The following is a 24,957-nucleotide window of genomic DNA, read 5'->3' on the forward strand; positions in this document are numbered from 1 at the left end:
CCGGTGACTGAAAGCGAAGCAGGAAAGCGGAATGGCAAAGCGGATTGCGAACTTCTCCGAGATCACCGATCGATACGATGCGGTGCTCTGCGATGTCTGGGGCGTCGTTCATAACGGCGTCGATCCGTTTCCCAAAGCCGGCGAGGCGCTTCAGGCAGCCCGCGCCGCGGGTCTGACCGTCGTTCTCATCACCAATTCGCCGCGCGTTTCCTGGCAGGTCGTCGAGCAGCTACGCCAGATCGGCGTGCCCGATGGCGCTTATGACCGCATCGTCACCTCGGGCGATGTCACCCGGGCGCTGATTGCCGAAGGCCCGCGGGAAGTCTTCCTGCTCGGCCCCGAGCGTGACAACCCAATCCTTGAAGGCCTCGACATCGAGCGCGCCGCCGCGGGCGAAGCTACTTCGGTTGTCTGCACCGGCTTCTTCGACGACGAGACGCAGAAGCCGGAGGATTACACCGACATGCTGCTGGAGTTCAAAGCCCGCGACGTGCCGATGATCTGCGCCAATCCCGATCTCGTGGTCGAGCGCGGCCACCGCATCATCCCCTGCGCCGGCGCCATGGCCGCCTATTATGAGCAGCTCGGCGGCTCCACCCGCATCGCCGGCAAGCCGCATCAGCCGATCTATGAGGCAACGCTTGCCGCTGCCCGCGAGGTCCGCGGTGATTTCCCCATCGAGCGCGTGCTGGCGATCGGCGACGGCATGCCGACAGATGTTCGCGGCGCCTTGAATTATGGGCTCGACCTTCTCTACATCAGCGGCGGCATCCACGCGAAGGAATATACGTTGAACGGCGAGACGGACGAGGCGATCCTGCACGCCTATCTCGAACGGGAAAAAGCCACACCCAAGTGGTGGATGCCGCGCCTCGCATAAGAGAATTGAAGCCGATGACCGTGTTCCACCGCAATGAAACCCGCGATCCGCTGCCCGAGCATCTGAAGGGCGGCGTCATCGCCATCGGCAATTTTGACGGCGTCCACCGCGGTCATCAATCGGTGCTGAACCGGGCTCTCGATATCGCAAGGGAGCGCGGCATTCCCGCCCTTGTGCTGACCTTCGAGCCGCATCCGCGCACCGTTTTCAAGCCGGATGCACCGGTCTTCCGCCTGACGCCGGCGCCTTTCAAGGCCCGCATCCTGGAGGAGCTCGGCTTCAACGCTGTCATCGAATATCCCTTCGACTATGAATTCTCGCAGCGTTCGGCGGATGATTTCATCCATTCCATCCTGAAGGACTGGCTCAGTGCGTCCGAAGTTGTGACCGGCTTCGACTTCCATTTCGGCCGGGGTCGGGAAGGTGGACCTGCCTTCCTGATGGATGCCGGCAATAAATTTGGTTTCGGCGTCACCCTGATCGACGCATTCCGCGACGAGAACACGGATGTCGTCTCTTCGAGCCATATCCGTGCGCTGCTGAAGGAAGGCGATGTCTCCTCGGTCGCCGCCATGCTCGGCTATCATTATACGGTGCAGGCGAAGGTGATCGATGGCGAGAAGCTCGGCCGCCAGCTCGGCTTCCCGACCGCCAATATGCAACTGCCGCCGGAAGCGGAACTTGCAGCCGGCATTTACGCCGTTCGTTTCCGCCTCGAAAACGGCAGGCTCTATGATGCGGTGGCAAGCTATGGCCGGCGTCCGACGGTGACGGAAAACGGCGTGCCGCTGCTCGAAACCTATCTTTTCGATTTCAGCGGCGATCTCTACGGCCAGACCTGCTCGGTCTCCTTCTTCGGCTATCTTCGCCCCGAACTGAAGTTCGACGGGCTCGATCCGCTCGTCGCGCAAATCAAGCGCGACGAGGAGGAGGCGAGGGCGCTTCTCGCAGGTGTGAGACCGCTCGGCGAGCTCGACCGCAAGCTCTGTTTCGACTGAGCAATTCCAGCAAAAGCGCTTGAGTGTTTTGCGTTCGGAATTGCGTAAAGACAAAGAAATGCTCAGGCCGTGCCGAGCGCGGGCTGTGATTTCTGGCGCGGCAATGGCGGGAATGCGAGCGCGATCGCCGCCGCACCGAGCCCGACCAGCGCGGAGCCGATGAACAGCCACGAGTAGTTGGCATAGGTGTCATAGATCCAGCCACCGACCAGTGGGCCGAAGGCCATGCCGATACTGGAGAGCATTGTCGCCGCCCCGAACACCGTGCCGATGACGCGCGGTCCGAAATATTCACGCGCCAGCACGGCATAGAGTGGCATCACCCCGCCATAGGCGCTGCCGAAGATGACGGCGAGCGCATAGAACTCCCCGAGCTTGCTGACGGCAAGATAGGTGGCAAGGGCCGCCGCCTGCACCAGCAGGCCTGCGATGATGACCGGCTTCACGCCGATCCGGTCCGCCAGCGTGCCATAGAGCAGGCGCCCGCCGAGACCGGCAAGGCCTTCGACGCTGTAGATGCTGACGGCAGCCATCGGGGCGACGCCGCAGAACGTTGCGTAGCTCACCATATGGAAGATCGGTCCGGAATGGGCGGCGCAGCAGGCGAAGAAGGTCAGCCCGAGCACGATGAACTGCGGCGAGCGGAAAACCATCCACAGATTGGGGGCACTGCCATCGGCTGACACGATGGCCTCATGCGTATCCTGCGGTGGCGACGGGCGCCGACGCACGAGAAGTGCTGCCGGGATCATCAGGATGAGCGCACCGATGCCGATGATCATCATCGCCGGGCGCCATTCATATGATGTGATCAGCCAGCGCGCGAAGGGCGAGATCGTCATCGGCGCAACACCCATGCCCGCCGAAACCAAGGAGACGGCAAGGCCGCGGTTCTCGTCGAACCATTCCGTCGTCGCGGCGATCATCGGTGCGAAGAAGGCGCTGGCCGAGAGACCGACGAGCACGCCATAGGTCAGCTGGAACTGCAGAAGCGTTTCCGCGCGGCTGGCAAGCATCAGCGCCAGCCCGAGGATGATGGAGCCGATCAGCACCACCGGACGCGGTCCATACCGGTCGCTGGCAGCACCCCAGAAGAAGCCGCCTATGCCCATGACGATGAAATTCAGCGTCATGGCGCTGGCGATGCCGGCATGCGACCAACCGGTCGCGTCGGCGATCGGTTGCTGGAAAATTGCGAGAGAAAACATGGCGCCGAGAGCAACGCACGTCATCAGTGCGCCGGCCGCGACGATAACCCAACGATAGGAACTGCTCATATCCTCATCACTCCTTGCGGGCGGGTTTGATCGGCATGATGAATTTCCCATGCCTGCGAGTCAAAGACGTTCGGGCAATCCGGAATTCGACAGGCGCTTTGGATTTTTTGTATCGGGAGCAACAAAATCGCAGCCATCGCATGTTGCGGGCGTTTGCCGACCTGTCGCTGGCGGGCATCCTTCGTGAAGCCGAGGGACTGAAATCCCTCTTCCTTTTCCGCTTAAAAGCGCCTATGAACCGGCGCTATGAGTAAATTCCGGCTGGCGCATTCGATACGAATTATCGGCCCGGTCTTCCGCGCGCGCTGAGCGGCCGGAAGGTCCGGGTTTTTGGCGCTTGGCTTGCGCGAGCGCTTTCCGTCACCACAGATTTCATATCCGCGTGCCCTTGTCCGGGCCGCCAGAAGCGATTGTCACACATGACCGACACAGCCGAAAAGATCGATTACTCGAAGACCCTCTACCTGCCCGAAACGGATTTTCCGATGCGCGCCGGCCTGCCGCAGAAGGAGCCGGAACTCGTTGCCCGCTGGCAGCAGATGGACCTCTACAAGAAGCTTCGCGCTTCCGCCGCCGGCCGGGAAAAGTTCGTCCTGCACGACGGCCCGCCCTATGCCAACGGCAACATCCATATCGGCCACGCGCTGAACAAGATCCTCAAGGATGTCATCACCCGCTCCTTCCAGATGCGCGGTTACGACTCCAATTACGTTCCCGGCTGGGACTGCCACGGCCTGCCGATCGAATGGAAGATCGAGGAAGAGAACTATCGCGCCAAGGGCAAGGCCAAGCCTGACCTGACCGAGCCGTCGGCGATGATCGAATTCCGCCGCGAATGCCGCGCCTATGCCGAAAAATGGATCGCCATCCAGGGCGGCGAATTCCAGCGCCTCGGCATTGTTGGCGATTTCGAAAACCCGTATCTGACGATGAACTTCCATGCGGAAAGCCGTATCGCCGGCGAACTGCTGAAGATCGCCAGGAGCGGCCAGCTCTACCGCGGCTCAAAGCCGATCATGTGGTCGGTCGTCGAGCGCACTGCGCTCGCGGAAGCCGAAGTCGAATATCATGACTATGAGAGCGACACGATCTGGGTGAAATTCCCGGTCGCAAAGGGCTCTGATGGCCTCAAGGACGCCTTCGTCGTCATCTGGACCACCACTCCCTGGACGATCCCCGGCAACCGGGCGATCGCCTATTCGTCGCGCGTGGCATACGGCCTTTACGAAGTGACGGCCGCCGAGAACGATTTCGGCCCGCGTCCGGGCGAAAAGCTTGTTTTCGCCGACAAGCTCGCCGAAGAATCCTTCGCCAAGGCAAAGCTGCGGTACAAGCGTCTCGCTGACGTCACGGCTGCCGACCTCGCCGGCGTCAATTGCGCCCATCCGCTAAAGGGTCTCGACGGCGGCTATGAATTTGCGGTGCCGCTGCTCGATGGCGACCACGTCACCGACGATGCCGGTACCGGCTTCGTTCATACGGCGCCCAGCCACGGCCGCGAGGACTTTGACGTCTGGATGGCACATGGCCGCGAGATCGAGGCACGCGGCATCGAGACCAAGATCCCGTTCCCGGTTGACGATGGCGGCTTCTACACGGCTGACGCCCCCGGCTTCGAAGGCGCGCGCGTCATCGACGACAACGGCAAGAAGGGCGATGCCAACGACCGCGTCATCAAGGCGCTGATCGAGCGCAATGCGCTCTTTGCCCGCGGCCGCCTGAAGCATCAGTATCCGCATTCCTGGCGCTCCAAGAAGCCGGTCATCTTCCGCAACACGCCGCAGTGGTTCGTCTATATGGACAAGACGCTGACGGATGGAACGACGCTGCGCACCCGGGCGCTGAAGGCGATCGATGATACGCGCTTCGTGCCCGCCGCCGGCCAGAACCGTCTGCGCGCCATGATCGAGCAGCGCCCGGACTGGGTTCTGTCCCGTCAGCGCGCCTGGGGCGTGCCGATCTGCGTCTTCGTCGATGAGCATGGCGACGTGCTGCAGGACGATGCCGTCAACCAGCGTATCCTCGATGCTTTCGACGCCGAAGGCGCCGATGCCTGGTTTGCCGAAGGCGCCAAGGAACGTTTCCTCGGCAACGAGCATGACCCGGCCAAGTGGTCGCAGGTCATGGACATTCTGGACGTCTGGTTCGACTCGGGCTCGACGCACACCTTCACGCTGGAAGACCGCGCCGACCTGAAGTGGCCGGCCGATGTCTATCTGGAAGGTTCGGACCAGCATCGCGGCTGGTTCCATTCCTCGCTGCTGGAATCGGCTGCGACGCGTGGCCGTGCGCCCTATAACGCCGTTATCACCCATGGTTTCACCATGGACGAGAAGGGCGAGAAGATGTCGAAGTCCAAGGGCAATGTCGTCTCTCCGCAGGAAGTGATGAAGGATGCCGGCGCCGATATCCTGCGTCTGTGGGTCATGACGACGGATTATTGGGACGACCAGCGCCTCGGCAAGACGATCATCCAGACCAATGTCGATGCTTACCGCAAGCTGCGCAACACCATCCGCTGGATGCTCGGCACGCTGGCGCACGACAAGGGCGAAGTTATCGCATCAGCCGATCTGCCGGAGCTGGAACAGCTGATGTTGCATCGTCTGTCCGAGCTCGATCAGCTCGTACGCGAAGGTTATGACGCCTTCGAGTTCAAGAAGATCGCCCGGGCATTGATCGACTTCGCCAATGTCGAGCTCTCGGCCTTCTACTTCGACATCCGCAAGGATGCGCTCTACTGCGATGCGCCCTCCAGCCTTCGCCGCCGCTCGGCGCTTTATGTCATCCGCACGATCTTCGATTGCATGGTGACATGGCTTGCGCCGATGCTGCCCTTCACCATGGAAGAGGCCTGGCTCTCGCGCAATCCGTCGGCTGTCTCTGTGCATCTGGAGCAGTTCGCCCCGGTCGCCAAGGAGTGGCGCAACGAGGCTCTTGCCGAAAAGTGGAAGAAGATCCGCGCGATCCGCAGCGTCGTGACCGGCGCGCTCGAAATCGAGCGCAAGGACAAGCGCATCGGCTCGTCGCTGGAAGCGGCACCCGTGGTCTACGTTGCCGATGCGGAACTCCGCAAGGCGCTCGAAGGGCAGGATTTCAGCGAAGTCTGCATCACCTCGGGTATCGCAGTCGAGGCGAACGTTGGCCCGGCCGACGCCTTCCGTCTGTCGGAAGTGCCTGAAGTTGCGGTCGTGCCGAAGCTTGCCGAAGGCGTGAAATGCGCTCGTTCCTGGCGCATCACCACTGATGTCGGCTCCGATCCGGATTATCCCGACGTCTCGGCGCGTGATGCTGCGGCCCTGCGCGAACTCGGCATCCATGCCTGAAGATATTTACCGGGTGAATTGCCTTTGCGGCGTTCATCCGGTAAAAGCTGCCTGAAAATGGCCGGATTTTTGCGTCAGGGGGACGATTGTCCGGTGGGCAATACTGATTCCGGCATGCGGGAAGGGTTTTCATGTTAGCGACGCATTGGTTCCGTTTGGGCGCCTGCCTGTCTCTTGTGATGGCAGCAAGCTCCACGATGTCCGGCTGCGCCAGCAGCCCGACCTACGGCACCGACAAGACCGCCATGGAGCAGCTTGCCGACGACCTCGGCCAGTCCGTTTCGCTGACCGGTCCCGGTCCCAAGAATACCGGCGTGAAATACACCCCGCGCCCGACGCTCGTCATGCCCGCGCAAGACCAGAAGGAGACCCTCGTTCAGCCGCAGGAAACGGTGGCCAACAAGGATAATCCTCAGTGGGTTGAATCGCCGGAAGAGGCCCGTGCGCGCCTCGTCAAGGAAGCCGATGAAAATTCGGACAATCCGAGCTATCGTTCGCCGCTCGCAAGTTCCGCCATCGAAGGCGGTCGCCAGACGACCGAAGCCCAGACCAAGGCTTATCGCGAAGCGCGCGCCCTGCAGAAGGGTGCCTATATCGACCAGCGCCGCTACATTTCCGATCCGCCGACCGAATATCGCGCCGTCGACGATCCGGCAAAGCTCGATGACCTCGGCACGCCGGAGCAGAAGAAGGCCAAACAGCGCAAGAAAGATGCCGCAGTCGCAAACAGCGGCACCAAGTGGTGGCAGATCCTTCAGTAAGATCGCGTGAAACAACTAGCGGCGCGACGTTGTGAACCAGCGTTGCGTCAGCGTGATGTGCAGAAGCTGGCAGGCCAGAAAGATGCCGCTCATCAAGGCGATGTTTGTATTGCGCGCCCGGTCGCCCAGCAGGATCGCGACCAAAACGACGGCAGCCAGCACCGGAATGAAGGCGAAAGCGATTGCTCGCGGCGCCGTCCAGTTCACCTTTCCCTTCAGCGACCATTGCATCGGCAGCTTTGCCACATTGGGTGCGACCGTCCGGTTGGCGTAAGCGGCAAGTATGCCCATGACGATGAGGGTTCCGATAGCGAGGATCATGGCACGTCTCTCCTTTCGGAAAAGAATGCCCTTAGCATATCCGCCGACTCCGTCTCGTTAAAGCCGGAATAGACCTCCGGTGCATGATGGCAGGTTGGCTGGGCGTAAAAGCGCACGCCATTATCGACAGCGCCACCCTTCGGGTCTTCCGCGCCGTAATAGAGCCTGCGGATGCGTGCGAAAGAAATCGCCGCCGCACACATGGTGCAGGGCTCCAGCGTCACGTAGAGGTCGGCGCCGACGAGCCGCTCCTGGCCGAGCCTGTCGGCGGCCATGCGGATGGCGGCGATCTCGGCATGGGCGGTCACGTCGTTGAGCTCCCGCGTACGGTTTCCGGAGGCAGCGACCACGGCACCATCGACGACGACGACGGCGCCGATCGGCACTTCGCCGCGCTCTCCGGCGGCGCGCGCTTCTTCAAGTGCCATCTCCATAAATCGATTTGTCTTCACGTTCGCAAGAATTTCCACTTAACCGCCGGTGCATGACCTGATAGACAGGCCGGAAAAGGCAGGCAAACAACAAATGACACCCAAAGACAAGCCAAAACGCCCAGGCATCAAGGCTCCCCCGCGCGAAGCCCGGTCAAAAAGCGGCCCGAAGACCGGCGGCGAGAAGCCGTTCAAGGCTGCGGTCGGGAAAGCCGCTGCGAACGAAGCGGATGGCGACAGCAAGGCGGAACGCATCTCCAAGGTGATGGCACGCGCCGGCGTCGCCTCCCGTCGCGATATCGAACGCATGATCATGGACGGCCGCGTCACGCTGAACGGCAGGCTCCTGGACACGCCCGTCGTCAACGTAACGCTCGAAGACAAGATCGAGGTCGATGGCGTGCCGATCCGCGGTATCGAGCGCACGCGCCTCTGGCTCTATCATAAGCCGCCGGGCCTCGTGACGACGAATTCCGATCCCGAGGGACGCCCGACCGTCTTCGACAATCTGCCGGAAGAGCTTCCGCGCGTCATGTCGATCGGCCGTCTCGACATCAATACCGAAGGCCTGCTGCTGCTCACCAATGATGGCGGTCTCGCCCGCGCGCTGGAACTGCCGACCACCGGCTGGCTGCGCCGCTACCGCGTGCGTGCGCATGGCGATATCGATCAGGATGCGCTGGACAAGCTGAAAGAGGGCATTGCTGTCGACGGCGTCCTCTACGGCTCCATCGAAGCGACGCTCGACCGCACGCAAGGGTCCAACGTCTGGATCACCATGGGTCTGCGCGAAGGCAAGAACCGCGAAATCAAGAACGTGCTCGGCGCGCTTGGTCTCGAGGTCAACCGTCTGATCCGCATTTCCTACGGCCCCTTCCAGCTCGGTGAACTGCCCGAGGGGCATGTCATCGAGGTGCGCGGCCGTACGCTGCGCGACCAACTCGGCCCGCGCCTGATCGAAGATGCCAAGGCGAATTTCGATGCGCCGCTCTATAATGCGCCTGCCGTTGCCGCCGAAGAGGCTGAGGAACCGGCAACGCCCGAGCGCCGCGAGCGTCCGCGTCGCGACGAAGACAAGCGCGAACGTGCGCTGAGTCGCCTCGACACCAAGCGCGACGACCGCCGGGATAATCGTAAGAACGATCGTAGAGATGATCGCCGCGCAGACGACCGCCATAGCGATGAAGATCGTCCGAAGCGCCCGGCTCTCGGCAGCCGGCGCAACGCCAATGTGTGGATGGCGCCTGGTGCTCGCCCACTCGGTGAGAAGGCTGCGGCCAAGGCCGCCAAGAACGCCCAGACCGCGCGCCGTCGCGGTGAAACGGCCCCGGTGAAGGACCCCCGCTTCGATCGCGCAGCCGATCGGCCGCGTGCGCAGATCAATCGCGTCCACGAAGAGGATGGCGAGTGGATCCGCTCCAGCGAGACGCCTCGCAAGCGCGACGAGGATGAGGGTTTCGACCGCAAGCGTTCTTTTGGCGACAAGCCGCGTTCCTTCCGCGATCGTCCGCGCGAGGACGGCGGTGAACGTTCTTCCCGCCCAGCCAGAAGCTTCGGCGGCGAAAGCCGCTCCGATCGTCCGCGTGGCGACAGACCCTTTGGCGGCAAGCCCCGCGGCGAACGTCGTCCGCGCACGGAAGGCGAAGAGGGCTCTCGTCCTTTCCGCAGCCGCTCGCATGATGAAGGCAGCGAACGCTCTTCCCGCCCGGCCAGAAGCTTCGGCGGCGAAGGCCGTTCCGAGCGTCCGCGTGGCGACAAGCCATTCGGCGACAAGCCGCGTGGCGAACGTCGTCCACGGACCGAGGGAGAAGAGCGTCCGCGTTCTTTCCGTGATCGTCCGCGTGAGGAAGGTGGCGAACGCTCTCAGCGTCCGGCGAGGAGCTTTGGCGGCGAAGGCCGCTCCGAGCGTCCGCGCGGCGACAAGTCATTCGGGGATAAGCCCCGTGGCGCAAAGAGTTTCTCCGGCAAGCCGAAGGGCGATCGGCCGGGTGGTGGCGGCAAGCCGAGTGGCGGGCCGTCCAGAGGTGGTGCGAAAGGTAAGGGAATGACGCGCGGTGCGGATCGTCGGCGGTGAGTTTCGCGGACGGCCGCTTGCCGTACCAAAATCCAACGACATCAGGCCTACTGCGGATCGGACGCGTGAGAGCCTGTTCAACATTCTGAGCCATGCCTATCCGGAATGCATCGATGGCACCCGGATTCTCGATCTTTTCGCCGGTACCGGGGCTGTCGGCCTCGAAGCCGTCTCGCGCGGCTGTCGCCATGCGCTGTTCGTTGAAAACAGCGTGGAGGGTAGGGCGCTTCTCTGGGAAAACATCGATGCGCTCGGTCTGCACGGCCGCACGCGTATCCTGCGTCGCGATGCGACCGATCTCGGCAGTGTCGGCAATCTCGAACCGTTCGACATGCTTTTCGCCGACCCGCCCTATGGCAAGGGTCTGGGCGAGAGGGCGCTTGCGGCTGCTGCCGACGGTGGCTGGCTGAAGCCTGGCGCGATCGTCGTTCTGGAAGAGCGCGCGGAGGTTGCCGTTTCGGTTCATCCCTCCTATGTTTTCCTCGAAAGCCGAATATTCGGCGACACCAGAGTGCATTTCTTCCGGTATCAGCCGCAGTAGCCGGCGCGTTGGGAGTAGATCGTGCCGCAGGCGGAAATCATCAGTCCGAAATCGCCTGCGATCAGCGATCTCCCGACGGTGGCCGTCGCCTTCGGCGGCGGCGGTGCCCGCGGTCTCTCGCATATTCACATCATCGAAACGCTGGATGAACTCGGCATTCGCCCGGTAGCGATATCAGGCTCGTCCATCGGCGCCATCATGGGCTCCGGCATGGCCGCCGGCATGTCCGGCGCGGAAATTCGCGAACATGCGCTGGCGACAGTGGGCAACAAGGCCGCCGTCGTCAGCCGCATCTGGGGGCTGCGCCCGACGACCGTGCGCGATGCCGTGGCCAAGGGCATCCGCATCGGCCAGTTCAATCTCGAACGTATCCTGAAAGCCTTCCTGCCGTCGGAACTTCCCCAGAAATTCGAGGATCTCCTGGTGCCGATGAAGGTGATCACCACGGATTATTACGGTCAGGCCGAGGTGATAATTGAGCATGGCCAGCTCTTTCCGGCGCTCGCTGCATCATCCGCCATTCCCGCCGTCTTCATGCCGGTGAGACTGCATGGGCGGGTCATGATCGATGGCGGCATCGCTAATCCCGTGCCTTACGAATGCCTGATGGACCTTGCCGATATCGTCATCGGCATCGATGTCGTCGGCGCACCCGAAGGCGACGGCACCCATATCCCGAACCGCATGGAAAGCATCTTCGGCTCAGGGCAATTGATGATGCAGGCGGCGATTTCCCTGAAACTGAAGCTCCTGCGGCCGCACATCTTCCTGCGTCCCACGGTCGGCCGCACCGGCGTCATGGATTTCCTGAAGGCGCGCGACGTGCTTGCCATGTCTGTCGGTGTCAAGGACGAGCTCAAATACGCTCTCGACCGGGAAATCGAGGCGCGGATCAAGCGTTAATTCCAGAAACGCGTGGAAATCTAAAGCATGTCGCGCAAAAGTGTGCAGCGGTTTTGCGGTAACGACATGCATAAAACAAAGACTTAAAGCGTGGCGAGCGAATCTGAAAGATCGCGACGCTTTAAGCGTCCGCCGTCACGTCGGTCCTACTTGCAAGCGGATCACCGTTAAAGGGATCGGGTGCGCGCTTCGGCTTGACCAGCGGTTCCGGATGGATCGGTGTCGAGAACAACAAATCCCGTCCGGCTTGCAGACCCTCGGAGACCTGCAGCACCAGCCGCGCCTCGTCGCGCTTGCGGATGTCCTCGCCGATCTCATAGGCATCGACTTCGGCAACGCCAAGCGCTTCCAGCGTGCGCCGGCCGAACAGCAGGCCGGATTCGAGCGTTTCGCGCAGCTCGTAATCGACGCCCTTGTTGCGCAGTTCGATGGAGTGAATGCGGTCATAGGAACGAACGAAGAGTGTCGTGTGGGGATAATCGGCCTGTACCAGCTCGACTACCTTGTCGGTAATCTCTTTCTTCTGCGTGCAGACGAGCACGATCTTCGCCCTGTCGATACCCGCCGAGCGCAGCACGTCCTTACGGGTGCCATCGCCGAAATAGATGCGGAAACCGAAGGACGATGCCTGCCGGATACGGTCGGCGGAAAAGTCGATGACGGTGACGCTGCGGCCGCCGGCGAGCAGGATCTGCGCGGCGATCTGGCCGAAACGCGAGAAGCCGACCATCAGCACATCCGCACCGGCTCCCTCAAAATCCTCGTCCAGTTCCTCATGCTCGTCTCCCGTCAGCATCCGCTTGGAAAGGGCAGACCCCAGCGGGGTCAGCGCCATGGAAAGGGTGACGATCGCAACAAGCAGTGAGGCGGTGCTGCTTGGCATCAAGCCGCTGACGGCTGCCGCGGTGAAGAGGACGAAGCCGAATTCGCCGCCCTGCGGCAGCAGGAAGGCGATGCGCACGGCATCATCATGCGAGGAGCGTGCCAGGCGGCAGAGCGCATAGATGATCAGCGCCTTCACGGCCATGATAACGGGCACGGCGATAATGATGAAGAGTGCGTTGTCGATGAGGACCTGGAGTTCGAGCGACAGGCCGACGGCAATGAAGAAGATGGCGAGCAGCACGCCACGGAAGGGTTCGATATCGGCTTCCAGTTCATGGCGATAGGAGGATTCCGCCAGCATGACGCCGGAAAGGAAGGCGCCCATCGCCATTGAAAGCCCGGCAAGCTGCATGAGGCTCGCCGATCCCATGACGACGAAAAGGGCGGCTGCGATCATCGCCTCGCGTGCGCCGGTGCGGGCGATCACTTGGAAGAGGGGTGTCAGCAGGTATCGGCCCATGACGATCATCGCACCGACCGCTGCGACGGATATGCTAAAATCGATCAACGGGTCGCCGCTGCCCTTGTCACTGTCGAGAATGGTGACGACAGCCAGAAGCGGCACGATCGCAAGATCCTGGAACAGCAGCATGGAGAAGGAGCGCTGCCCGTAACGGGTGTTCACGTCGCCATCGCCTTCGAGGATCTGCATGGCGAAGGCCGTGGAGGAAAGTGCCAGCCCGAAGCCGGCGACGATGCTGCCGCGCCATTCGAGCACGCCGGAGGCCCAGGCAAGTGCCGTCAACGCCAGACCCGTCACCACCACCTGCGCCGTACCGAGACCGAAGATGTCGCGGCGCATCTGCCAGAGGCGCGATGGTTTCAGCTCAAGCCCGATGATGAAGAGCAGGAAGACGACGCCGAGTTCTGCGACATTGAGGATCTGTTCGCCATCGGTGATGCCGTGAAAGATCGGCCCGATGACGATGCCCGCCGCCAGATAACCGAGAACCGTGCCGAGCCCGAGCTTCTTGAAAATCGGTGCGGCAACGACCGCGCCGCCGAGCAGCAGGATCATTTCGGTGAAAAGCGCGTTGGGTGCGGACATGCTTCATTTCTTTCGGGTGGCGGGGCAAGCAGGCAGCCAGGAAAAGAATCGGCATCCACGGCCTTGATGCTTTCGGGAGTGCACAATAAATGGAACTGGAAGGAAAGGCCAAATCATGTCCTCTGAAATCGATTCCTCGACACTTCTTTCCCGTGCAAGTCAATTGATCGATCTGGCGAAAAAGGCAGGTGCCGATGCTGCCGACGCCGTCGTCGTCCGCTCGCGTGCGCAATCGGTCAGCGTTCGCTTAGGCAAGGTCGAAGGAACTGAGTCTTCCGAAAGCGACGACTTTTCGCTGCGTGTCTTCGTCGGCAAGCGGGTGGCAAGCGTTTCCGCCAATCCGGGTTTCGACCTCACGGCGCTGGCAGAACGCGCCGTCGCCATGGCCAAGGTCTCGCCGGAAGATCCATTCGCCTGCCTCGCCGATGAGAACCGGCTGGCAAAAACCTATCCCGATCTGCAGCTTCTCGACACGACCGAGGTTGGTGCCGATCAGTTGCGGGAGGCGGCTCTTGCTGCCGAAGCCGCAGCACTTGCAGTCAAAGGTGTCACCAATTCCTCCGGCGCTGGCGCCTCTGCCGGCATGGGCGGGCTCGTGCTCGCCACCTCGCATGGCTTCGAAGGCAGCTATATGGCTTCGCGCTTCGGCAACTCCGTCAGCGTGATCGCCGGTGAGGGCACCGGCATGGAACGCGACTACGATTTCGACAGCCGCCTCTATTATTCCGAGCTGGACGATCCTGCCGAAATCGGCCGCCGGGCCGGCGAGCGCGCTATCAAACGCGTCAATCCCAGGCAGGTGCCGACCGGCAAGGGCATCACCGTCATCTTTGATCCCCGCATTGCCCGTGGTTTCGTCGGCCATATCGCCGGCGCCATCAATGGAGCGTCCGTTGCCCGCAAGACGAGCTTTCTGCGTGACAAGATGGGTGAGCAGGTTCTGAAGGCCGGCCTGTCGATCACGGACGATCCACTGATCGTGCGTGGCCCGTCCTCGCGTCCCTTCGACGGCGAAGGTGTATCGGGCGAACGGCTCGTGATGATCGAGGACGGCGTGCTTAAGCACTGGTTCCTGTCCACCTCCACCGCAAATGAAATCGGCGGGTTCGAAACCAACGGCCGCGGCGTACGCGGCGGCACGTCGGTTACACCCGCCTCCACCAATCTGGCGCTGGAGCCTGGCGACATTTCGCCCGAAGAATTGATCCGCAGCGTCGGCAACGGCTTCTACGTGACCGAGCTGATCGGCCAGGGCGTCAACATGATAACCGGCGAATATAGCCGAGGCGCGACTGGTTTCTGGATCGAGAACGGCGAACTCACCTTCCCGGTATCGGAGGTGACGATCGCATCGAACCTCAAGGACATGTTCATGCGGCTGACGCTCGCCAACGACATCGACCGCAAGTTCGGTGTGGCGGCTCCGACCTTCGCCATTGAAGGCATGACGCTTGCCGGCCGCTGACGAACGGATCGACGAGATGAGCGACACGGACAACCGCTGGCAGAGCGATCTTGCACTGATCGCCGATGCTGCAAAACAGGCGGGCGCCGTCGCACTTGGTTTCTTCAACAAGTCACCGGAAGTCTGGTGGAAGAACGAGGAACGCTCGCCCGTCAGCGCCGCCGATTTTGCCGCCAATGAAACGCTCGAAACCATCCTGCGCCGGGCACGGCCGGACTATGGTTGGCTGTCGGAAGAGACCGACGACGATGCCGGCCGCCTGCAATATGATACACTGTTCATTGTCGATCCGATCGATGGCACCAGGGCATTTCTGGCCGGCAAGGACCTCTGGTGCGTGAGCGTCGGCATCGTCCATCGCGGCCGTCCCGTTGCCGGCGTGCTCTACGCACCTGCACTGGACGAACTCTACGAGGCAGTGGAAGCCGGTCCGGCGCTGAAAAACGGCAAGCCGATCGCTGTGTCCATGCGCGGTAAAGGCGATATCAGCCAGCTTGCCGTCAGCGAGGAACTGTTCAAGATCCTGCCGGCAGCGGTCCGCGAGCGCAGTGAGCGTGTCAAACATATCCCTTCGCTTGCCTACCGTATCGCCATGGTAGCCGATGGACGTCTGGACGCGACATTTGTCGGGCGCAACGCGCACGACTGGGATATTGCCGCTGCCGATCTCATTCTGGATCGCGCCGGTGGCCGCCTTGTCGATCTCTTGGGCCGCTCGGCAACCTATAATAGAGAAAAAATCAGCCACGACGCTCTTTGTGCAACGCCAACAACCCGTCTCCAAGAATATCTGGACTTGCTCACTCAGCTAAGAGACGGTTGACGTTTTCGTCAAAATCCCTCAGATGAGGGGCCGGAGGAGAATAGGCAGAAAAGAGAATAAAAATGACGGACTCCGGCGGTAAAAAGCAGCTCCTGCACCTCGTATTCGGTGGCGAACTCGAAAACCTCGAAGGTATCCAGTTTCGGGATCTCAAGGATCTCGATATTGTCGGTATTTTCCCCGACTATGCTACGGCACTGACGGCCTGGAAGGGCAAGGCGCAACAGACGGTCGACAATGCGCATATGCGTTATTTCATCGTCCACATGCATCGTCTGCTTGACCCGCAGGATACGACCGGGAGCAAGTGAGCCTCGCAGCAATCTGTTGGCCATCCGCTGTCCGCAGCGGAGGCTTTTGCGTATCGGTTCCTCGCCGTCGATCGACGCATTCTGGACAAATTAATCGGTCATTGCGGCCGCAACGATAATTAGGGAATTGGATTGATGTCGATCTGCATGGATCGGAGGTCTGCCGAATGAGCTCCCGGATGGCGCGGATCGGTCTGAACGCGTACCGTCTGGCGGGAACTGTGGCGTCGCCGGTCGTCGGCCTCTACATCACCTACCGCACGGCCAAGGGCAAGGAAGACCGTGCCCGTCGACTGGAACGGTTCGGCTATGCGAGCGCCAACCGGCCGCAAGGCCCGCTCGTCTGGTTCCATGCCGCAAGCGTGGGCGAAACCAATGCCGTCATTCCCCTGATCCGTGAGATTCGCCGCCGTGACATCAACGTCATCCTCACAACCGGCACCATCACCTCGGCAAAGCTTGCCGCCGAACGTCTCGGCAAAGAAGCGATCCATCAATATGTGCCGCTGGACCTGAAGCCCGCCGTCGGTCGCTTCCTCGATTACTGGCAGCCGGATTGTGCCATCATCGCCGAGTCCGAGATCTGGCCCGCGACCGTGCTGGAACTCGGCCGTCGCCGCATTCCACAGATCCTCGTCAATGCCCGCATGTCGGATCGTTCCTTCGCCCGCTGGCGCCGCCGTCCGGCGATTGCCGAGGCGCTGTTTGAAAATCTGGCGCTCGTGATTGCCCAGTCGGATGTCGATGCCGAGCGTTTCCGCGATCTCGGCGCCGTACCGGTCATCACCTCAGGCAATCTCAAGGTCGATACGGACGCGCCGCCCTATGATAGCGCTGTCTTCGCCCGCTACAAGAAGCAGATCGGCGACCGCAAGACATGGGCGGCGATCTCCACCTTCGACGGCGAGGAGAATGCTGCCGGAATCGTTCATCGGGCGCTCCGCGACCGCGACAGGCAATTGACGATCATCGTGCCGCGCCATCCCGAGCGCGGTGACGAGATCGAGGCTGCTCTCGTCAAGCAGGGACTGAAGGTCGCCCGCCGTACGCGCGATGATGTCCTTTCTCCCGATATCGATATCTTCCTCGGCGATACGATCGGCGAAATGGGCCTTTATCTGCGCCTGACGGAAGTCGCCTTCGTCGGCCGCTCGCTTTTTGCCGAAGGCGGCCAGAACCCACTGGAGCCGGCGATGCTCGGCTGTGCCATCCTTTCGGGCGGCAACGTGCAGAACTTCCGCGAGGCCTATCAGAAGCTCGCCCGCAGCGGCAGCGCCCGCATGGTGCGCGATACCGAGATGCTGGCGAAGGGCGTGCACTATCTGCTGACCAATGATGAGGCGCGGGGCAATATGATCCAGGCTGGCATTGCCACCGTGCACGAAATGCGCGGCGCGCTCACCGCCACCCTGAAGGGACTGGAGCCCTATATCAATCCGCTGACGGTCAAGGCGCGCCTGCTGCCGAAGGCCGTGGCGCAGGCTTGAGGAGCTGTCATGTCGGCAGAGGTGAAGATCAAGGGCATCCTCTTCGACAAGGACGGTACGCTGCTCGATTATGACGAAAGCTGGCTGCCGGTGAACCGCGAACTGGCCCGCATCGCCGCCGAAGGCGACACAGCTCTGGCCGACCATCTGCTTGCCACATGCGGAATGGATCCCGTGACGGGTCATATCGTTCCCGACAGCCTGCTTGCCGCCGGCAATACCCGTCAGATCGCCGAAGGCCTCGTCGCTGCCGGCTCGAAGGTCGAGGTCATCGAGTTGACGATCAAGCTCGACGATCTCTTCGCCAATGCCGCCGAATTCTCCGTGCCGGTCACCGATCTCTCGGTCTTCTTCGGCCGCCTGCACAAACGCGGTTTCAAGCTCGGCATCGCCTCCAGCGACAACGAACGCTCGATTCGCCAGACGGCCCAGCGTTTTGGTATTTCCAACTATGTCGATTACATCGCCGGTTATGACAGTGGTTTCGGCAGCAAACCGGAGCCCGGCATGGTGCTCGGTTTCTGCGCTGCGACCGGCCTGTCGCCGGAAGAGGTCGCCATTGTCGGCGACAACAACCACGATCTTCATATGGGCAGGAATGCGAAAGTGGGACTGACGATCGCGGTTCTGACAGGCACCGGCTCGCGTGAATCCCTGTCCGGTGCAGCCGATCATGTCTTCGACGACATAACCGGCATCGAGGCCCTGCTGTCGGATCTTCAGCTGGCCTGACGCGCAAAGACTTGCATTTTCATGCGTTTTGGCTTCTCAATCCGCCCGGTCGATTTTGGAGGACCTCGTCATGAAGGGCGGGTCAAGGGAAACAGGACGGCATCATGATATCCGAAGCGCCGCCTTTCTGGTGGAGGCGGGCAGGTTGGCAGGCTTGGATCCTATCGCCCCTTTCTTTCCTCTATGGCCGCGTGGCGGGTTACCGCATGGCCCATGCGCGCCGCGCCTCGGTTCCGATCCCCATCATCTGCGTCGGTAATTTCACCGTCGGCGGCGCTGGCAAGACGCCGACCGCGATTGCGATTGCCCGTGCCGCGAAGGCCAAGGGTCTGAAGCCCGGTTTCCTGAGCCGCGGCCATGGCGGCTCCCTCGATGTGACTGTTGTTGTCGATCCCGCGCACCATCGTGCCGTTGCCGTCGGCGACGAGCCGTTACTGCTGGCGCAGGAAGCATTGACGGTAATCTCCCGCCGGCGTGTCGATGGTGCGGTCAGACTGGTCGAGGAAGGCGCCGATTTCATTATCATGGATGACGGCTTCCAGAGCGCACGCCTCGCGATCGACTATGCGCTTCTGGTGATCGATGCGACACGGGGTCTCGGCAATGGCTATATCGTGCCAAGCGGACCGGTGCGTGCACCGGTGGGCCTGCAACTACGCCAGGCGACCGCACTTCTGAAGGTCGGAGATGGCAATGCGGCCGACCGCATCGTCCGTATCGCAGCCCGCGCGGCAAAGCCCTATTTCACGGCTGCGCTGAAAGTGCCGGGCGAGAACCATCTCGAAGGCCTGAAGGTGCTTGCCTTTGCCGGCATTGCCGATCCCGAGAAGTTCTTCCGCACTGTACGTTCGCTCGGCGCAACCATCGAGGTCGTGACCTCCTTCGGCGATCACGAACACCTCAGCGAAGAAGAGATCGACGGTCTCCTAACGACCGCGGACCAGCAGAACCTGACGATCGTCACGACTTCGAAGGACTTCGTGCGCCTTGCAGGCCATCACGGCAAGGCGGAACAACTTGCGGCCCGCTGCCGCGTGGTGGAGGTGGAAATGGCCTTCACAGACCCGCTCGCCCCCGGCCTCATCATCGACCGGGCTTTCGAGGCCTGCCGGGAACGGCGGCTCAAGGAGGCAAAGGCAAAAACTTAGCGCTGGGTCGGCAGAACGCCGGCGCGCCGATCGGCTTCGAGTGCCGAGGCGACGTCGGAATAGGGTTCCTGTCGCGCTACGCTCCAGTAGCGAAGCTCGTCGAGCGGGACCTGCTTGCCGGTGAGCGCGCAGACAACATAGGAGCCGGGTGACAGAATCTGGAAGTCGCCGTCGAGATAACGGATCTTCGCTTCGCGGTTCCCGTGTCCTTCGAACAAGTTCATGCGCTCCATTCCCTGTGATCTGTCATCTGTCTGCCATACTCCCCGAGAGGCAGTTTTTCCAGCTTTTTCAGCTCCGGCCGAACAGCCGCTCGATATCGGCAAGTTTGAGTTCGATATAGGTCGGGCGTCCGTGATTACATTGGCCCGAGCCCGGAGTGATTTCCATTTGACGCAAGAGTGCGTTCATCTCCTCTGGCCGCATCCTCCGCCCTGATCGCACTGAGCCATGGCAGGCCATCGTCGCCGCCACATATTCGAGCTTGGCGGAAAGGCCGGAGGCCGTATCCCATTCGGCTATCTCGTCGGCAAGCTGGCGGATGAGGCCTGGCGCATCCACTTCGCCCAGCATAGCCGGCGTCTCGCGCACGGCAACGGCTCCCGGCCCGAAGCGTTCGATCGCAAGGCCGAGCTCGGAAAGCTCTGCTGCATGCACCATCAGCCGGTCGCAATCCTCTTCGGGAATGTCGATGATCTCGGGGATCAGCAGCACCTGTGAGGCGAGCCGCTTGGAATGCAGTGCCTTGCGCATGGCCTCGAACACGAGCCGCTCATGGGCCGCATGCTGATCGACGATGACGATGCCGTCATCCGTCTGGGCAACGATATAGTTTTCGTGGATCTGCGCCCTTGCTGCTCCGAGCGGGTAGCGCGCCGGTTCGGCGGCGGCTGCCTGCGCTTGCGGTACCGGCTCGAAAACCGGTTCTGAACGCGCCGTCGGGTGGACGAGCCCATCGAAGGAAGCCTGCGGCCGCTCGCTGAAACCGGCTGTTGGCTGGTATGGCCGGGAAGGGGAAGTTGTCGCAGACCACGGCGCTTGCGGCCGCTGCGGTGTTGCCTGGAAGCCGGGGCGGAAGGCGCGCAGCATGTCGCTTGCATCAGTCGTTGCAGCGCGGCTGCCGTCTCGCGCCAGTGCCTCGCGGACAGCGCCGACGATCAACCCGCGCACCAGTCCCGGATCGCGGAACCGGACGTCGGATTTTGCCGGATGCACGTTGACGTCCACCAGCGCCGGATCGAGCATGATCGACAGGACGGCGACCGGATAGCGGCCAGCCGGGATCGTTTCGGCATAGGCGCCGCGGATCGCCGAGAGGATGAGTTTGTCCTGCACGGGGCGGCCGTTGACGAAAGCATATTGATGGGCCGAATTGCCCCGGTTGAAGGTCGGCACGCCGGCAAAGCCGGTGAGTTGTACATCCTCGCGTTCGGCGTCGATGGCGATTGCATTGTCGCGGAAGTCCTTACCGAGTATCTGCGCCATGCGCGCCAGATGATCCTCGCCGGTTGCCGGAAATTCCAACGTCGAACGATCGGGACCCGACAGCACGAAACGCACGCCCGGAAAGGCGATTGCCATGCGCTTGACGATCTCGGTGATCGCTGCGGCTTCGGCCTTCTCCGTCTTCAGGAATTTCAGCCGCGCCGGTGTGGCGAAGAACAGGTCGCGCACTTCGACGATGGTTCCCGGATTGGCCGCTGCCGGGCGCAGATGCACGATCTTGCCGCCGGCAACCGAAATTTCGTTGCCTGCAGCGCTGTCACGTCTGCGGCTCGAAATGCTGAGCCGCGCCACCGAGCCGATCGAGGGCAACGCTTCGCCCCGAAAGCCGAGCGTGCGGATATCGTCGAGCGTATCCGATATCTTCGAGGTGCAGTGCCGCCGCACGGCAAGCTCAAGATCGGCAGCATCCATGCCGGAACCATTATCGCTGACACGCAGCAGCGCCTTGCCACCGCCGGCGGTTGCGATTTCGATGCGCGTGGCGCCCGCATCGAGCGCGTTTTCAATCAGCTCCTTCGCAGCACTCGCCGGCCGTTCGATGACTTCGCCGGCGGCAATCTGGTTGATGAGCGTTTCGGAGAGCTGTCTGATGGCCATGAGCCTATTTTCCAGGATTCGCGGTCCGGAGGAAAGGGTTTTCAGCGGGCCTCGGGCAGGTGCCGGAGGCTTCTCCCCCAAATTTGGGGGTCGTTACTGTTAAGCGGCTTTTAAGACAAAAACGGCATTTTATTCATATACCTCCGAAACTGCGAAAATCGGACAGATGTGGGATGTGAATGAATGAGTGCCGGCTTCGAAAAGGCGGACACATCATCTGCCAGTGACGCGCTGCCGCCTGAGGCTGATCTTCAGACGGTGCTTTTCGACGCGGTATGCGACAGTCTTTCTGCTGCGTTCGTCATCTATGACCGCAACGATCTTCTTATCTTCGCCAGCCGCCAGGTCATGGAATTCTTTCCGGTACCCGGGGATGTGCTGCGGCCGGGTACCCGGCTCCGTGATTTCCTGGGTGCAGTCTACGATACCGGCCTCCGCGAGCAGACCCTAGTGCACCAGGTGGTTTCGCTCAGCCGCGAGGATTGGTTGTCCCAGCGCATCGCCTCCCATTGGCGCGAACGTTTCGAATCCGTCGAGCGCCACGGTGCCGACCGCTGGGTGCGCTTTTTGAAGCGCCGCCTGCCGAACGGCTACGGCGTGACCATCATCTCCGATATTTCGGAGGCGCGTAAGCGCGAGGAACAGTGGCGCTACGATCTGGAGCGCGTACAGCTCACCGAGGACATTCTCGACCATCTGCCGTTCCCGCTCTTCGTCAAGGATCGCAACCTCACCTATGTCGCCGTCAACAAGGCCTTCTGCGAGAAATACCAGACGACGGCGGACGAGGTTCTCGGCCGCAAGAGCGGTGATCTGTTTTCGCCTGATATCGCCAAGCGCTTCGAAGAAAGCGACCGCCACGTGCTGGAAACCGGTGAAATGTCGGTCGCCCGCCAGCGCCAGATCGCCCGCGACGGCACGGAGCGTGACATCGTCAGCCGCAAGCACAGGATCGGCAAGCCTGGACGTTATTTCCTCGTCTCGACCATGCAGGATCTGCCGCGCGACGGCAGCGATCTCGACGAATTCAATCAGGCCTCAGAGATCACCGCCTCCAGCAACCAGACCTATCGCCGCGCCTATGTGCCGGTACCGAATGCATCTCAGCGCCGCGAACCGGCGGCGATGGAGGCGATCGTTCCGGAAAACTTCTCCGGCCGAAAAATCCTTGTCGTCACCGCGGATCTCGCCGCCGAGACTGCCGCGCTGCGCACGCTTGCCAAATACGGCTTCGAATCCTGCTCCGTCCGCGGCGAGGACGAGGAAGAAAAGTTCCTCGATATCGCCAGCTGCTCCGGCATCTCGCTTGATCTCCTGATCATCGATAACCAGATGGGCATGCGCTGTCTGGAGCTCGCCGAACGATACGGCATTCCCGCCCTTGTCATGGATGGCTTTCAGATCGCCAACGAGTTGACCTTCCAGATCGCCCGACACTTCAACCGCAATGGACGCGGCGGCACAGAAGGCGACTGGGAAATCACTACGACTGAAGAAAACGTGGGCCTTCAGGTTCTCGTCGCCGAGGATAACGACATCAACCAGATCGTCTTCACGCAGATCCTCGAAGGTCTCGGTTACCGCCATCGGATCGCGACAACCGGCGAAGAGGTTGTTCGCCTCTGGGCCGAACATCGGCCGCAGATCGTGCTGATGGATATTTCGCTGCCGGTCTTCAACGGCTTTGAAGCCTCGCGCCTCATTCGCCAGATGGAAGAGGGACAGGGCACGCGAACTCCTATTATCGGTGTGCTGACACAGGCCTTCGAGCGCGATCGGGCTGAATGTGCCAAGGCCGGCATGGATGACGTCATCATGAAACCGGTCAGCCCGGATATCCTTGAAACGGTATTTCAGAAATACCTGATGGACGAGCCGATCGAGGTTCGAAGCTGAATAAAATACAGGTCAACCCCCAGTTTTTGGGAATGCTTTGGGTTGTATCGCGGCCGATTTACTATCGAATTGTTAAGATTTGCCGGTCATTCTTCACCAGGGTGTGGAGGAAAATCTCGGGTTTGGAGTGATGGCGTCGGCAGAAATACCATTCATGACCGTGAGTCAGAACGACCTCCAGGCGATGGCTTATACCGATCCGCTGACCGGGTTGGGAAACCGGCATCGCATGCGGGACAAGGTGATGCAGATTTCTGCCGAGCGTGCCAGCGATCCGGCACCTTTCACCATCGGCATTGCCAATCTCGACAGTTTCAAGCCGATCAACGATCTCTTCGGCTCTGCCGCCGGCGATGAAATCCTGTGCCAGGTCGCTCATCGCCTGAAGGCCTGCATTCCGGATGGCGCGCTGGTGACGCGTCATGACGGCGACGAATTTGCTTTCGTCCTGCCGCTGATTTTCGAACGCGCCAGTGCTGAGAAATTCGGTCAGATGATTCGTGAGGTCCTGTCGGCCCCCTATGATCTCGGCGACCGCAACGTCCGCCTTTCGGCTTCCTTCGGTTTTGCGATCTATCCTTTTGCCGGCGAGGATTGCGAAGAGTTGCTGAAGAGCGCCGAAACCGCACTCTACCGCTCCAAGCGCCGCGGCCGCGGGCAGATCACCGTCTATTCACGCGAGATCGCGCAGGAGATGAAACGGGCGACCCAGCTCGAACAGGCGCTCAGAAACGCCATCATATCAGATGCGATCGACGTGCATTTCCAGCCGATCGTCTCGCTCGCCAACAATCAGGTGGTGGGCTTCGAGGCTCTGGCTCGCTGGAATGATCCCGATCTCGGCTTCGTCTCGCCGGGTGTCTTCGTGCCGCTCGCCGAGGAGCGCGGTTTTATCGACGCCCTGTCGGAAGCGCTGCTGCGCAAGGCTGCGGAAACGGCACTCTCCTGGCCGCGCGAACTGTTTCTGTCCTTCAACCTGTCTTCGGCCCAGCTCATGGATCCGGGAACGAGCGGCAGCATTCTGTCGATTCTCGGTCGCGTCGGTTTCGACCCGCACCGTCTCGAGCTCGAGATCACCGAAACGGCTGTCATGAGTTCCGCCGACACGGCGCACCGGATCATTGCTGATCTCAGAGCTGCGGGTGTGCGCATCTCGCTGGACGATTTCGGCACCGGCCAGTCGAGCCTCGGGCGCCTGCGCGATTTCATCTTCGATAAGATCAAGATCGATCGCGCTTTCGTCTCTCGCATCAATTCCGACCGTGCCTCCGAACACATCATCAAGGCGATCCTTGCCATGTGCGAGGGCCTCGAGCTGGAAGTCGTGGCTGAAGGCATCGAGGATTATTCGGAAGCGGTCAAGCTGCGCATGCTCGGCTGCGGCATGGGACAGGGCTATCATTTCGGCCGGCCGGCCGACGGCATCGCCACGCTGCGCTTCCTGCACGAGAACTATTACTACGATACCAGCGAAACGGAACGCGCCAGCGCATAACGCCGGAGGCAAAAAACGATGGCACCCCCACGGGACGCCATCGCCTGCGCTA

The 24,957-nt window shown here is 61.6% G+C and carries 22 protein-coding genes; 16 read left to right on the top strand and 6 right to left on the bottom strand.

The window, feature by feature from the left end:
• Nucleotides 1-31 precede the first annotated feature (31 nt).
• Entirely contained in the window at nt 32-880 is an 849-nt protein-coding gene (locus FHT82_RS09560; RefSeq protein ID WP_183728969.1) for a TIGR01459 family HAD-type hydrolase, read from the top strand.
• A 14-nt stretch (nt 881-894) separates the two neighbouring features.
• The gene (locus FHT82_RS09565; RefSeq protein WP_183728972.1) at nt 895-1,878 is read left to right on the top strand and encodes a bifunctional riboflavin kinase/FAD synthetase; all 984 of its coding nucleotides are present in this window, start codon (nt 895-897) and stop codon (nt 1,876-1,878) included.
• 62 nt (nt 1,879-1,940) lie between these two features.
• Here FHT82_RS09565 and FHT82_RS09570 read toward each other — a convergent pair whose 3' ends face one another.
• Nucleotides 1,941-3,155, bottom strand: coding sequence for an MFS transporter (locus tag FHT82_RS09570; RefSeq protein ID WP_183728975.1), 1,215 nt, complete (start codon nt 3,153-3,155; stop codon nt 1,941-1,943).
• A gap of 35 nt (nt 3,156-3,190) precedes the next feature.
• Between FHT82_RS09570 and FHT82_RS09575 the strand changes: the two genes are divergently transcribed.
• From FHT82_RS09575 to FHT82_RS09585, 3 genes are all read left to right on the top strand, one after another.
• Nucleotides 3,191-3,409, top strand: coding sequence for a hypothetical protein (locus FHT82_RS09575; RefSeq protein ID WP_183728977.1), 219 nt, complete (start codon nt 3,191-3,193; stop codon nt 3,407-3,409).
• Nucleotides 3,410-3,574: 165 nt separating this feature from the next.
• Nucleotides 3,575-6,481, top strand: a complete 2,907-nt coding sequence (gene ileS, locus FHT82_RS09580) for an isoleucine--tRNA ligase (protein WP_183728980.1) — start codon at nt 3,575-3,577, stop codon at nt 6,479-6,481.
• A 131-nt stretch (nt 6,482-6,612) separates the two neighbouring features.
• On the top strand, nt 6,613-7,242 hold the full coding sequence (locus FHT82_RS09585; protein WP_183728983.1) for a hypothetical protein: 630 nt from the start codon (nt 6,613-6,615) through the stop codon (nt 7,240-7,242).
• A 15-nt stretch (nt 7,243-7,257) separates the two neighbouring features.
• Here the strand turns inward: FHT82_RS09585 and FHT82_RS09590 are convergent, their stop codons facing one another.
• Nucleotides 7,258-7,563 carry a hypothetical protein gene (locus tag FHT82_RS09590; RefSeq protein ID WP_183728986.1) on the bottom strand — a complete coding sequence of 102 codons (306 nt, stop codon included), beginning with the start codon at nt 7,561-7,563 and terminating at the stop codon, nt 7,258-7,260.
• Entirely contained in the window at nt 7,560-7,997 is a 438-nt protein-coding gene (locus tag FHT82_RS09595; RefSeq protein WP_183729234.1) for a nucleoside deaminase, read from the bottom strand. Before FHT82_RS09595 ends, FHT82_RS09590 begins: the two co-directional genes overlap by 4 nt.
• A 91-nt stretch (nt 7,998-8,088) precedes the next feature.
• Between FHT82_RS09595 and FHT82_RS09600 the strand changes: the two genes are divergently transcribed.
• Genes FHT82_RS09600 through FHT82_RS09610 form a run of 3 tightly spaced genes read left to right on the top strand, consistent with a single transcriptional unit; the run spans nt 8,089 to nt 11,512 of the window.
• A complete protein-coding gene (locus FHT82_RS09600; protein WP_183728988.1) occupies nt 8,089-10,068 on the top strand; it encodes a pseudouridine synthase in 1,980 nt (659 codons plus the stop codon).
• On the top strand, nt 10,049-10,609 hold the full coding sequence (gene rsmD / locus FHT82_RS09605) for a 16S rRNA (guanine(966)-N(2))-methyltransferase RsmD (protein ID WP_183728991.1): 561 nt from the start codon (nt 10,049-10,051) through the stop codon (nt 10,607-10,609). The genes FHT82_RS09600 and rsmD overlap by 20 nt, the downstream gene beginning before the upstream one ends.
• A 21-nt stretch (nt 10,610-10,630) precedes the next feature.
• Nucleotides 10,631-11,512 (top strand): patatin-like phospholipase family protein, encoded by an 882-nt coding sequence (locus FHT82_RS09610; RefSeq protein ID WP_183728994.1) that lies wholly within the window; start codon nt 10,631-10,633, stop codon nt 11,510-11,512.
• Nucleotides 11,513-11,633: 121 nt separating this feature from the next.
• Here FHT82_RS09610 and FHT82_RS09615 read toward each other — a convergent pair whose 3' ends face one another.
• Nucleotides 11,634-13,445, bottom strand: coding sequence for a monovalent cation:proton antiporter-2 (CPA2) family protein (locus tag FHT82_RS09615; protein WP_183728997.1), 1,812 nt, complete (start codon nt 13,443-13,445; stop codon nt 11,634-11,636).
• Nucleotides 13,446-13,560: 115 nt separating this feature from the next.
• Between FHT82_RS09615 and FHT82_RS09620 the strand changes: the two genes are divergently transcribed.
• The 6 genes from FHT82_RS09620 to lpxK all read left to right on the top strand — a co-directional run bounded on the left by FHT82_RS09620 (nt 13,561) and on the right by lpxK (nt 19,411).
• On the top strand, nt 13,561-14,910 hold the full coding sequence (locus FHT82_RS09620) for a TldD/PmbA family protein (protein WP_183729001.1): 1,350 nt from the start codon (nt 13,561-13,563) through the stop codon (nt 14,908-14,910).
• A gap of 16 nt (nt 14,911-14,926) precedes the next feature.
• The gene (locus FHT82_RS09625; RefSeq protein ID WP_183729004.1) at nt 14,927-15,733 is read left to right on the top strand and encodes a 3'(2'),5'-bisphosphate nucleotidase CysQ; all 807 of its coding nucleotides are present in this window, start codon (nt 14,927-14,929) and stop codon (nt 15,731-15,733) included.
• Nucleotides 15,734-15,795: 62 nt separating this feature from the next.
• Nucleotides 15,796-16,044 carry a DUF4170 domain-containing protein gene (locus FHT82_RS09630; RefSeq protein ID WP_183729006.1) on the top strand — a complete coding sequence of 83 codons (249 nt, stop codon included), beginning with the start codon at nt 15,796-15,798 and terminating at the stop codon, nt 16,042-16,044.
• A gap of 167 nt (nt 16,045-16,211) precedes the next feature.
• A complete protein-coding gene (waaA, locus tag FHT82_RS09635; RefSeq protein WP_183729009.1) occupies nt 16,212-17,531 on the top strand; it encodes a lipid IV(A) 3-deoxy-D-manno-octulosonic acid transferase in 1,320 nt (439 codons plus the stop codon).
• A 9-nt stretch (nt 17,532-17,540) separates the two neighbouring features.
• A complete protein-coding gene (locus FHT82_RS09640; protein ID WP_183729012.1) occupies nt 17,541-18,263 on the top strand; it encodes an HAD family hydrolase in 723 nt (240 codons plus the stop codon).
• Nucleotides 18,264-18,367: 104 nt separating this feature from the next.
• Nucleotides 18,368-19,411, top strand: a complete 1,044-nt coding sequence (gene lpxK, locus FHT82_RS09645; protein ID WP_183729015.1) for a tetraacyldisaccharide 4'-kinase — start codon at nt 18,368-18,370, stop codon at nt 19,409-19,411.
• Here the strand turns inward: lpxK and FHT82_RS09650 are convergent.
• Both FHT82_RS09650 and mutL read right to left on the bottom strand, forming a co-directional pair.
• Nucleotides 19,408-19,635, bottom strand: a complete 228-nt coding sequence (locus FHT82_RS09650) for a DUF2093 domain-containing protein (protein WP_183729018.1) — start codon at nt 19,633-19,635, stop codon at nt 19,408-19,410. The genes lpxK and FHT82_RS09650 overlap by 4 nt on opposite strands.
• A 67-nt stretch (nt 19,636-19,702) precedes the next feature.
• The gene (gene mutL / locus FHT82_RS09655) at nt 19,703-21,514 is read right to left on the bottom strand and encodes a DNA mismatch repair endonuclease MutL (RefSeq protein WP_183729020.1); all 1,812 of its coding nucleotides are present in this window, start codon (nt 21,512-21,514) and stop codon (nt 19,703-19,705) included.
• 183 nt (nt 21,515-21,697) lie between these two features.
• Here mutL and FHT82_RS09660 point away from each other — a divergent pair, with 183 nt between their 5' ends.
• Both FHT82_RS09660 and FHT82_RS09665 read left to right on the top strand, forming a co-directional pair.
• Nucleotides 21,698-23,410, top strand: a complete 1,713-nt coding sequence (locus FHT82_RS09660; protein WP_183729023.1) for a response regulator — start codon at nt 21,698-21,700, stop codon at nt 23,408-23,410.
• A 127-nt stretch (nt 23,411-23,537) separates the two neighbouring features.
• Entirely contained in the window at nt 23,538-24,905 is a 1,368-nt protein-coding gene (locus tag FHT82_RS09665) for an EAL domain-containing protein (RefSeq protein ID WP_183729026.1), read from the top strand.
• Nucleotides 24,906-24,957 lie beyond the last annotated feature (52 nt).

It is taken from the genome of Rhizobium sp. BK275, assembly GCF_014193555.1.
Lineage (GTDB): Bacteria > Pseudomonadota > Alphaproteobacteria > Rhizobiales > Rhizobiaceae > Rhizobium.